Source organism: uncultured Streptococcus sp. (assembly GCF_963456385.1).
In the GTDB taxonomy this organism is placed as follows: domain Bacteria; phylum Bacillota; class Bacilli; order Lactobacillales; family Streptococcaceae; genus Streptococcus.
This window is the reverse complement of sequence record NZ_CAUOLF010000035.1, coordinates 1-10046: the sequence shown is the minus strand read 5'-3', so window position 1 is coordinate 10046 and position 10046 is coordinate 1. Positions and strand designations below refer to the sequence as shown.

The window sequence follows — 10046 nt, the reverse complement described above, 5'->3', positions numbered from 1 at the left end:
TCGGACGATAGTCACTTGAACTGATGTTGCTAGCACTTTCGCTTACCGACGGTGTACTAATCGGACGGTAGTCGCTCGAACTGATGTTGCTTAAGCTTGAACTAGAACTAGAATTAGAACTGATTGGCGCATAATCAGAGGCTGAAAAAGAACTTCCAAAACTAGAACTACTAAAACCTCCGCCAAAATCGAAAGCTTTTACCTCGTGAGGTTGAAAAGCCATCGCACTCAGTATGACAGCCGAAGCTATAACAACTTTACGAAATGATTTTTTCATAAGACAACCTTTCTATAATGTAATACCATTAATATTATAACGCATATTTCTTATACTGTTAATATTTTTGGTACAATGTTATAGTTTTTTAATAAAAAGTTGGAGTGTTTTCATATTTATTTTCCTAATTTTTAAGACTCATTTAAGATAGTTATGTATTATTAAATCCCATTCCCACCAGCCTTTCTATCCTATTCTCCCCATGCTCTTTCCTTAAAGAAATGTTAACATTTTCTTAAAACTAACTTATATTAGGAATTTTTAAGCCGCAGTCTGTATACTTTCTACAAATCATCTAAGAAAGAGGTATGGATATGGATTACCTAGTGATTCCGGCCTATGAGCCTGATTATAATCTTATTAAGCTGATAAAAAAAATTCACCATAAGAGTGATTTTCATATCATTGTTATCGATGACGGCAGCTCATCTAAATGCCAGATAGTCTTTGAACAGGCGGAGCAGTACGCGACTGTGCTCCGTCATCAGGTCAATCAAGGCAAGGGGCAAGCGCTGAAAACTGCTTTTACCTTTATCCAAGCACTGAAAATATATGGAACGGTGGTAACAGCAGATGCGGATGGCCAGCACAAGGTCTGGGATGTTTTCCGCGTAGCGAGCAAGTCTTCTGAAAATCCCAATCGGCTGATTCTGGGAGCTCGCGCCTTTACTGGCAAGGTACCTCTGCGCAGCAGCTTCGGCAATAGTCTGACTCGGGCTCTTTTCAAGCTTCAGACTGGCGTGGATGTTTCCGATACTCAGACAGGCTTACGAGCCTTTACGACCAACATGATCCCATTTATGCTAAAGGTAGAGGGCCAGCGCTATGAGTATGAAATGAACATGCTCTTAGAAGCCAGCAAGGAATATCCCATTTTGGAAGTGCCCATTGAGACGGTCTATATCAATGACAATCAAGGCTCGCACTTCCGGCCGATTCGGGATGGCCTCATGATTTATAAAAATATTTTCAAATTTGCCCTGACTTCTCTTAGCAGCTTCGTCGTAGACTACATCGTCTACGCACTGGCTCTCTTGTTTTTAGCTGCTGTGCCTACCAGCCTGAGAATTCTTCTCGCAAATGGGATTGCCCGCGTGACCAGCTCAATCTTTAACTATTCGACCAATAAAAGGCTGGTCTTTAAGAACGACGACAGTATACTCAAGACAGGAACTGGCTATTTCAGCCTAGCTGTAGTGCTCTTTATCCTAGACACACTGCTGATTCGCCTCTTCTACGCTGTCTTTGGTCTCAATCTTCTGATTGTCAAAATCATCGTCGGCATCTTGCTCTTTACCGTCTCTTGGATGGTGCAAAAGAGATTTATTTTTAAGGAAAGGACACACACCGCATCATGAAATTTTTAAAGAAACGCTATGCCTACGCCTCCATTTTCGGGCTGCTTCTGATAGCTTCTTTCAGCTACTCCATGCTGAAAACCTTTGTCATCGCAGAGACCATTTCCACGGTTTCAAGCGCAAGTTCGTCGTCCAATGCCGAGGCTGCCAGCAAGGCTGCGGAAACAGCGACTGTGACGGATACTATCTATTCAGACGACAACATCTCGGTCACGCTAACTGAAAAGACCGTCAGCAACACCCAAGTCTACATCGCTGATGTGACTGTCAGCTCATCGGAATACCTGAAAACAGCCTTTGCCCAAAACACTTACGGAAACAATGTCACCGCCAAGACTTCAGAAACAGCGGCTAATAACAAGGCCATCCTAGCGGTTAACGGAGACTACTACGGGGCCAATTCTACCGGATATGTCATCCGCAATGGCGTCGTCTACCGCGATACCGTCCGAGAAGACTCCAGTAATGGTGATTTAGCTATTTACAAAGACGGCTCCTTCAAGATTATCTATGAAGACCAAGTCTCTGCTGATCAACTAATCAAAGACGGTGTGGTCAATCTCTTGGCCTTCGGCCCATCTCTTGTAGAAAATGGTGAGATTGCCGTTGATACCAACTCCGAAGTCGGCCAGTCTATGTCTTCCAATCCTCGGACTGCTATCGGTATCATTGATGAAAACCACTACATCATCATCGTTTCAGACGGACGCACCTCAGAAAGCGAAGGGCTTTCCCTCTACCAGATGGCAGAAATCATGAAATCGTACGGTGTTAAGACCGCCTACAACCTCGACGGCGGGGGTTCCTCTACACTTTACTTTAACGGTCAGGTCATTAACAAACCTACAACCAACGGAAACACTATCTCAGAAAGGTCGGTGAGTGATATTGTCTACATCGGTTACTAATCCCAGCAAAAAACGTTTTAGAAAAACGGCCCTTATCTACGCCCTATTAACTATTTTCTTCTTTGCATTCAGCAGAATCTATGAATCCTTCAGTTTCGGCGAAACATCTAGTCACATGCACTATCTCTTTGCCATTCCTCTGGTGGGTGGCATCCTCCTCCTGCTCTTTATGAAGGTTATTCCTAATCTCTCTCGGCTCAGCCTCAACCTCTGGAACTCAGCTGTAGCCATTATGACAGCCGGCATGCTCTTCCGTGGTATCGTCAACCTATCTGGCCGCTCCACGACACTGGATATGCCCTACTGGTACCTAGGAGCGGCCTTTGCGGTTCTAGCACTACTCTCCATGGTCTTTACTCGAAGTGAGTGGAAGGCGGAAGATCAAGCACAGCCGATAGTCAGCAAAAAAGAAGACGCAAAACTAAGTCGTCGTGAAACCTACAGTCAAGCATAGACCAAAAAACCTCAGAAAAATCTGAGGTTTTTATTCTAGTGATAATCTTTCTGAGTCTTCATTCACTCTCATACACACTACCCGTTAGCGGATCAATGACTTCTGCCAGCTTAAAGTGTCCCTGCTCATATTGGTAATGGCAGATGGCGCAGTTGCCAAAGCGCACCTTAGGATCCAGAGCTTGGGCTGCAATCTTGAGATAGAAGGCCCACATGGCACCGCCGTGGCTAACAGCCAAGACTGGCTCTGCTCCTGCCTGCTCCATAACCTCAGTCAGAGTGATTAGCACACGCTCACCGACTTGGTCCACACCTTCTCCGCCATAAGGGACAAAAAGGTCTTCAAAAGAGGTGGCTCCTGGTCGAAATTTCGGCTGCAGGCGTTCGGGCTGAGCCTCAAAAAGGCCAAAGTTCCATTCTTTAATGCCTTTAAGGCGAGTATAGTCGGTCCGACCAGAGACAAGTTCCAGAGTATCAGAAGCTCGCTCCTGGGTGGACGAGTAGAGATGACCAAAATGAATGCCCCGCTCTTTCAAATAAGCTCCTGCCTGCCGGGCTTGATCCTGCCCCAGTTCTGTCAAAGGAGAGTCGCAAGCTCCCTGCACCAAGCCTTCTTGATTGAAAAAGGTCTGGCCATGCCGCATCAAATATAAATCTTTCATTTTCCCTCCCAGTCGCTAAAATCATGACCGATGGCCTCTTCTAGATAAAATTGGTCATGTTCAAAAGTAAACTTCAAAATCCCGCAGTTGGTCATGTGACCTAAATCATCCAGACGCCAGTTTTTCCGCCAAGCTCTGGCAAAATTGGCCATAGCTCCGCCATGGGAGACCATGAGTACAGACTGACCATCCGTCTCCTGCATGAGCTGAAGAATGGTCGTTGCCATACGCTCCTGCACCTGATCTTGTGATTCACCGCCATAGGTCACAAAGAAATCTTTATAAGGCAGGGGTGGATTGAGGTCTTCGCTTTCCCCTTCAAAAGTGCCAAAGTTCCACTCCTTGAGTCCCTTGACACGCTTATAGGGAAGCTTACCGTCTGTTACCAATTCCAAGGTATCACAGGCCCGCTCTTGAGTAGAGCTATAAGCATCGTCAAATGTAATACTGGCATCCTTAAAATATTGCCCTGCCACCTTGGCCTGATAAATTCCAAAATCAGTCAGAGGAGCATCGCACCAGCCCTGCACCTTATGGCGCAGATTGAAAAGCGTCTGCCCATGCCGCATCAGATAAAGAGTTTTTGCCATCATTCACATCTCCTTTAGATGAGTTCTAACTTTTCAAAGGCCTTGTAGAGACCGTCTTGGCTGACCGAGTCTGTCACCAGATCGGCTATGGTCTTGATTTCCGCTCCGCCATTTCCCATAGCAACGCCGACCTGACAATAGTCCAGCATAGGAATATCAACCTTGGCATCACCAAAAGCCAGAGTATCTGCTCTGTCAGCATGAAGGTGCTTCAGGAGGACCTCAATGGCATGCGCCTTGGTAATATCTTTGACTCCTAAGTCACCAAAGAGAGCATGCTCTCCCTTGCCTCCCCAAGTACCTGCCTTGAGCTCAGGAAAAGCAGCCTTGGAATCCAGATGGTCTTGGTAACTCTTTAGGATAAAACTGACTTTGTTCAGGTCGTCTCGGTAGAGCTCACCACCATAAACCAGGCCGTGAAGGGCTTCTTCAGCCTCCATATTTACGACTTCTTCTGGCTTAGCACCTTTTCCAAGGACGTAGGTCTGAAGCACTGGTCGTGCCGCTTCGCGAAAGCCTTTGCTTGCAAATAGACCGTTATTACTCTCTAGGTAAAACTCTAGCCTCCGCTCCTGAAGCCAGTCGACTAGCCTTTTAGAGACATCTCGCGGAATCAGCTGGTGCAGAATAACCTGCCCCTTATGCTCCACATAAGAACCGTTGCCACCAATCATGCCATCAAAGCCAATATCCCAAATTTCCGGCGGCATCTCAGCCTTGCTGCGACCGGTACAGACATAGACCAGATGGCCCTTTTCCCGTGCCTTGCGAATGGCAAGTATAGCCGAATCCGGTATATGATTATCATAGTCGATGATGGTACCGTCCACATCCAGAAAGATGATTTTTCTTGTCATAAGGCTCTCTCTTTCTTGTTTTTGACGTAAAATCTGTATAGTTCTCACTCTAAATTAACTTGTTTTAGTGAAGTTATTTAGTTTTCTTTTATTATATACTTATTTGAAAGCCTTTTCCTATAGGATTATCAGAGATAATGGTACTATCCTTTTCTCTCAGAGAAAAAAAGCAAGAAGGACAGCTTTTAATCAGCTTGTTCCTTCTGCTCTTTTCGTTCCCCATCTTATCTACTCATCCTCTGCTTCAAACAGCCAGAGTTTAGAATCAAAGTCATAGCTTGGCTTTTGCTCAGAATCCTCCAGAAGCTGACCGCTGGAAGCGTCCGTGGTAACCAGCCCAACTCGCATAAGCTCAGCCCCAGTATAGACACGCCCCTCTAGCCGATAGACCTTATCCGCAGCCAGCCCTTTCAGTTGCAAACGCTGATGAGAGCGATTGACTTGATTGAGGACCTTGAAAGTGCCTAAAAGTGCAGTGTTCTGATCCTGACTGACAACCATCCAAGCTGTCTGCCCATCTCCCTTAAATGGCGACTGCAATCGATAGAAAGTTCCATTATGAATCAGCTCTCGATAGCTCTTGTAAAAAGCTATCTGTTCCCTGACTTCAGCCAATTCTTCTGGGCTTAGCTGATTAAGATCCAGCTCATAGCCAAAGGAACCGAAAAAAGCGACATTGCCCCGCGTCTTCATCGGAGTCAGACGGTTGGTCTGGTGATTGGGCACGATGGAGACATGAGCCCCCATAGACGAAAGCGGATAGAGAAGGCTAGTCCCGTACTGGATTTTCAAGCGCTCGATAGCATCCGAGTCATCGCTGGTCCAAGCTTGAGGAGCATAGTAGAGCATACCTGGATCAAAGCGGCCCCCACCTGAAGAGCATGATTCAAATAACAAGCTTGGGTAGCGACTGATCAAACGCTCATACAAGTCATAAACGCCCAAGACATAGCGGTGAAAAATCTCTCCTTGCTGATCGGCTGGCCAGGCAGCTGAGAAGACATCCGTCAGAGGGCGATTCATATCCCATTTGATATAATCCAGCTGCGCTTCCTCGATAACCGCTGATAGACGCTCAAATATCTCATCCACTACTTCCGGCCGAGAATAATCCAAAACAAACTGGTTCCGACCATGGTGGGGCTGTCTATCTGGCACTGCCAGCAGCCAGTCAGGATGAGTTCGGTAGAGTTGGCTATCCTTATTGACCATTTCCGGCTCAAACCAAAGACCAAACTGCATGCCCAAACCATGAATACGCTCTGCTAAAGAGCCCAGCCCCTGCGGCAGCCTGTCTGTATTGACAAACCAATCCCCCAGCCCAGCGCGATCGTTAGTCCTCTGGCCAAACCAGCCGTCATCTAGCACAAAGAGCTCCACTCCTACTTCCTGAGCCTTTTCAGCAAGCTCCAGCAACTGATCCTCACTAAAGTCAAAATAGGTAGCTTCCCAGTTATTGATGAGAACAGGACGCGCTCGCTCGCGCCAGTAGCCCCTAGCTAGGCGTTGGCGAAACAGCTGATGAAAGACTTGACTCATGCCGTTGAGGCCCCGCTCAGAGTAAATCAGCAGAGCTTCTGGACTGGTAAAGGACTGACCCGCAGCCAGCTTCCATTCAAAGCCAAAAGGATTGATGCCTATCTGCAGCCGGGTCACATCATAGGTGTCCACCTCAGCCTGAATGAGAAAATTGCCTGAGTACACCAAGGCCGCTCCTAGCACTGGACCTGAAAACTCAGTCGTTTCCGGTCGTTTAAGAGCCACAAAAGGATTGTGGTGAGGACTGGAAATGCCACGGGTTGACTCAATGGACTGAATTCCCTGCTGAAGCGGGCGCTCCTTGATATGGCGTTCCCGGGCCCATGCTCCTGATAGCTGCAGCCACTCATAGTCAGCATCTGGCAGATCCAGCGACAGACTAGCTAGGGATTCCAAATAGCAAGTTTCCTTGCCTTGATTAATCACTTTGCTGGAGCGAGCTATAACCGGCCAATCAGCAAAAATCGTATAAAACAGCTGAACTTCCACTTCTGTCAATGCATCTCGCAGAGTTAGAATAAGAGTCTTAGCCTCCGTTTGAGCCTCTGTATAAGTAGCGGGCAGCCCCTCTAAAGCTGGCTTACCATCTACTATCTGATGACTAACATAGACAAAATCAGTAATACGCGAGCCATTTTCCTGCCGCAGACAGATAGCGGGATGACGAAAATCTGTCGTGCCGTATTCTGGAAATTCCTGCCGCACATGCTCCAAAGAATAGCGTAAATCTCCTTCTTTCCGATAGGTCGTCATGGGCCGATGCTGCAGCTCCACTAGATAAGAATAATCCCGCTCTGGTACCGCCGCTCCGTAGTAAAGCTGCAAGAGTTTACCATCCTCCGAAACCCGAAAGATATAAGAAATCTCACCATTAGTCAGATGAAATTGCCTGCATTCTTCCTTAAACCAAATACTCGCCTTATTCATGACCTTCTCCTTTCACAGTCTCTAATCATACTTCTCCTTTCATTATAAAAAAGGCTCCCCCTTTTGGTAAGCCTTTCTTTCTAGTATTATTTATCCAAATGTGACTTTTTACAGCTCCTGCCCCAGATGAGAGCTTGCCTTGCGAAAATTTAAGGGTGACTGGCCACGCGCCTTCTTGAAGGCTTTTGAAAAGCTCTGTGTTCCGGCAAAGCCCGTCTTATTGGCAATCTCTTCCACCGAAAGCTGGCTGCCCGTCAGCAAATCAGCGGCCAAATTGAGCCGCAAGTCATTGCTGTACTCCTTAATTCCCTTGCCTACTTCATCCTTGAAAAGCCGAGATAGGTAGGAAGGATGCAGAGCCAATTTCTGCGCCAATTCCTGCACAGATAGACTTTCTGGCAGATGACTGCTCAGCAGTTCCAAGACCTGCTGGACATAAGGATTGACCCGACGGCTTTCCGTGATTAAAGATGTCTGCTTGAGACGCTGGGACAAGAGCTCCAAGAAGCGATAAGCTTGCCTTTGCAGAGCTAGTTCAGCTGTTATTCCACTGCCCTCGTAAGCCAGACTTTCAAAGACCAAGGCCTTAAATTCCTGCAAAGAAGTCAGCTCAAAAGACCACTGGTCAGACTGTAAGCCCAGATCCTGCAGATAGCGAGGCAAGAGATGCCCACCCAGTCCCATCCAGACATAAGACCAAGGCTCTTCTCCATCAGCCTGATAAAAGACCGACTGACTCGGCGGCACCACAAAGCCCTGCCCTTCCTGCAAATCATAGCGCTGATTGCCCACGGAGTAAGTCCCCCGTCCCTTCAGTACGATGTGAATGACATAAACATCCCGGACAGCCGGCCCAAAGCTATGATGGGCTTCCGTTTTTGAATAACCACAGAAGGCAAAAAAACAATCTTCTTGGCCAAACTGCATAGACTTAACCAAGGTCAGTGAATGCTCCATCAGCCCCTCCTTAGATTTGGATAAAACTTTTACCCTTATTATAAAACAAAAACCACTAAACAGCAACTGAATCTGATTAGTGGTTTCTTCATTCATCTTAAAAAGATTGGACGGATGGGTTATGATTAAAGAGAGCATGGGTAGCCTTATAGATATGATAGGCTGTTGCAGCGTTATTCATAGTATAAAGGTGTATGCCCGCCACATCCTGAGTCACCAAGTCAACAATTTGATCCACAGCATAAGCCAGACCAGCTGCTCTCAGAGACTCTGGGTCATGTTCGTATTTATCCAGAATAGCCCGGAATTTTCTTGGCAGCTTGATATTCTCACAGGTCTTGAGCAGGCGCAGAGCCTGATTGCGATTGAGAATCGGCATAATCCCAGCATGGATTGGCACTTCAATACCCGCTAAAATACACTTGTCCTGAAAATCATAAAAGCGCTCATTATCAAAGAAAAGCTGGGTCACCAGACTAGAACAGCCAGCATCCACCTTTTTCTTCAGATTTTGAATATCCGAAATCTGATTTGGCGAATCCGGATGGCCCTCCGGATAGCAGGCTCCGATGATGTCAAAGTGCGGTGCTTCTGTCTTGATGTATTCTATCAAGTCAGTCGCATAGGTAAAATCATCCTTAGGCGCCACATCTGGAAAAATATCCCCTCGCAAAGCTAAAATCTGATGGACACCAACCCGATCTAGAGACTGCAAAATATTGGACACCATGTCCTTGGTCAGATAAACCGCGGGTAGGTGAGCAATCGTCGGTATCTTGAGGTCGTTGGCGATGAACTCAGTCAAACGAACCGTCGTCTCCTCAATGTCAAACTTATTATTGCTGGCTGTCACACTAATAAAGTGAGGGGCCAGATCTTGCATCTCTCTCAATGCCTGAAAAATCTTATCATTGCCTACTGCCGGATTGGGAGGAAATACTTCAAATGAGAGACTGGGTGTATGACGACGAACCATATAACAAAAAGTTCCTTTCAATGATGGTAGCGATAGCCGAGGACAATCCTACAAAAACAGCTCCTGCAGGATTGTCATCTCCGCTTCAATTTTGGTATGTTCCTCCATCAAGATCAACTGTTGAGGTTCTAGGAGGATTATTGCAAATGTTGTCTAGCTGCTTTGGCTGCTTCTACTAAGCGCTCCAAGCTAGCCTTAGTTTCTGGGATACCACGAGTTTTAAGACCACAGTCAGGGTTAATCCAGACCTTGCTGCTTGGCACCTTAGCCAAGATAGCTTCGATTGTATGGTCAATTTCCCCTTCATTTGGCACGCGCGGTGAGTGGATATCATAAACTCCAGGCCCCACTTCTGTCTGGAAGTTCTTAGCCTTGAGCTCGTCCAGGATTTCCAAGTTAGAGCGGCTAGCTTCAAAGGAAATAACGTCCGCATCCATGTTGTCGATAGCTGGGATGATATCTGTAAATTCTGAGTAACACATGTGAGTGTGGATTTGTGTGTCTGGCGCTACTGTAGAGTGTACCAAGCGGAAGGCTGGAAT

At 46.7% G+C, this 10046-nt stretch carries 10 protein-coding genes and 1 pseudogene; 3 read left to right on the top strand and 8 right to left on the bottom strand.

Annotated elements, in window-relative coordinates:
* A partial coding sequence (locus tag RP262_RS10985; protein ID WP_311155169.1) for a hypothetical protein occupies positions 1-277 on the bottom strand: 277 nt, incomplete at its 3' end.
* 308 nt (positions 278-585) lie between these two features.
* Between RP262_RS10985 and RP262_RS10980 the strand changes: the two genes are divergently transcribed.
* From RP262_RS10980 to RP262_RS10970, 3 genes are read left to right on the top strand one after another with little or no spacing between them, the layout of a single operon-like run.
* Complete coding sequence (locus RP262_RS10980) at positions 586-1635, top strand: bifunctional glycosyltransferase family 2/GtrA family protein (RefSeq protein ID WP_125402305.1); 1050 nt, start codon at positions 586-588, stop codon at positions 1633-1635.
* Positions 1632-2543: a phosphodiester glycosidase family protein gene (locus RP262_RS10975; RefSeq protein ID WP_311155168.1), complete on the top strand. Its 912-nt coding sequence runs from the start codon at positions 1632-1634 to the stop codon at positions 2541-2543. The genes RP262_RS10980 and RP262_RS10975 overlap by 4 nt, the downstream gene beginning before the upstream one ends.
* Positions 2524-2997 (top strand): hypothetical protein, encoded by a 474-nt coding sequence (locus RP262_RS10970; RefSeq protein ID WP_311155167.1) that lies wholly within the window; start codon positions 2524-2526, stop codon positions 2995-2997. The genes RP262_RS10975 and RP262_RS10970 overlap by 20 nt, the downstream gene beginning before the upstream one ends.
* Before the next feature lie 58 nt (positions 2998-3055).
* Here the strand turns inward: RP262_RS10970 and RP262_RS10965 are convergent, their stop codons facing one another.
* The 7 genes and pseudogenes from RP262_RS10965 to RP262_RS10935 form a co-directional block, all read right to left on the bottom strand.
* Complete coding sequence (locus RP262_RS10965) at positions 3056-3658, bottom strand: histidine phosphatase family protein (protein WP_311155166.1); 603 nt, start codon at positions 3656-3658, stop codon at positions 3056-3058.
* Complete coding sequence (locus RP262_RS10960; RefSeq protein WP_311155165.1) at positions 3655-4251, bottom strand: histidine phosphatase family protein; 597 nt, start codon at positions 4249-4251, stop codon at positions 3655-3657. The genes RP262_RS10965 and RP262_RS10960 overlap by 4 nt, the downstream gene beginning before the upstream one ends.
* A gap of 11 nt (positions 4252-4262) precedes the next feature.
* On the bottom strand, positions 4263-5105 hold the full coding sequence (locus RP262_RS10955) for an HAD family hydrolase (RefSeq protein ID WP_311155164.1): 843 nt from the start codon (positions 5103-5105) through the stop codon (positions 4263-4265).
* A gap of 228 nt (positions 5106-5333) precedes the next feature.
* Positions 5334-7571, bottom strand: coding sequence for an alpha-galactosidase (locus tag RP262_RS10950; RefSeq protein ID WP_311155163.1), 2238 nt, complete (start codon positions 7569-7571; stop codon positions 5334-5336).
* Between the two features lie 108 nt (positions 7572-7679).
* A complete protein-coding gene (locus tag RP262_RS10945; protein WP_311155170.1) occupies positions 7680-8624 on the bottom strand; it encodes an AraC family transcriptional regulator in 945 nt (314 codons plus the stop codon).
* Between the two features lies 1 nt (position 8625).
* Positions 8626-9504 carry a methylenetetrahydrofolate reductase [NAD(P)H] gene (metF, locus tag RP262_RS10940; protein WP_002896521.1) on the bottom strand — a complete coding sequence of 293 codons (879 nt, stop codon included), beginning with the start codon at positions 9502-9504 and terminating at the stop codon, positions 8626-8628.
* Between the two features lie 137 nt (positions 9505-9641).
* Positions 9642-10046, bottom strand: a pseudogene (locus RP262_RS10935) (5-methyltetrahydropteroyltriglutamate--homocysteine S-methyltransferase); the annotation flags it as partial.

Excerpts from the sequence above, each read along its gene's own strand:
- RP262_RS10980 (WP_125402305.1), top strand. The coding sequence starts at position 586 with ATGGATATGGATTACCTAGTGATTCCGGCCTATGAGCCTGATTATAAT.
- metF (WP_002896521.1), bottom strand. The coding sequence starts at position 9,504 with ATGGTTCGTCGTCATACACCCAGTCTCTCATTTGAAGTATTTCCTCCC.
- RP262_RS10955 (WP_311155164.1), bottom strand. The coding sequence starts at position 5,105 with ATGACAAGAAAAATCATCTTTCTGGATGTGGACGGTACCATCATCGAC.
- RP262_RS10950 (WP_311155163.1), bottom strand. The coding sequence starts at position 7,571 with ATGAATAAGGCGAGTATTTGGTTTAAGGAAGAATGCAGGCAATTTCAT.
- RP262_RS10975 (WP_311155168.1), top strand. The coding sequence starts at position 1,632 with ATGAAATTTTTAAAGAAACGCTATGCCTACGCCTCCATTTTCGGGCTG.
- RP262_RS10965 (WP_311155166.1), bottom strand. The coding sequence starts at position 3,658 with ATGAAAGATTTATATTTGATGCGGCATGGCCAGACCTTTTTCAATCAA.
- RP262_RS10945 (WP_311155170.1), bottom strand. The coding sequence starts at position 8,624 with ATGAATGAAGAAACCACTAATCAGATTCAGTTGCTGTTTAGTGGTTTT.
- RP262_RS10960 (WP_311155165.1), bottom strand. The coding sequence starts at position 4,251 with ATGATGGCAAAAACTCTTTATCTGATGCGGCATGGGCAGACGCTTTTC.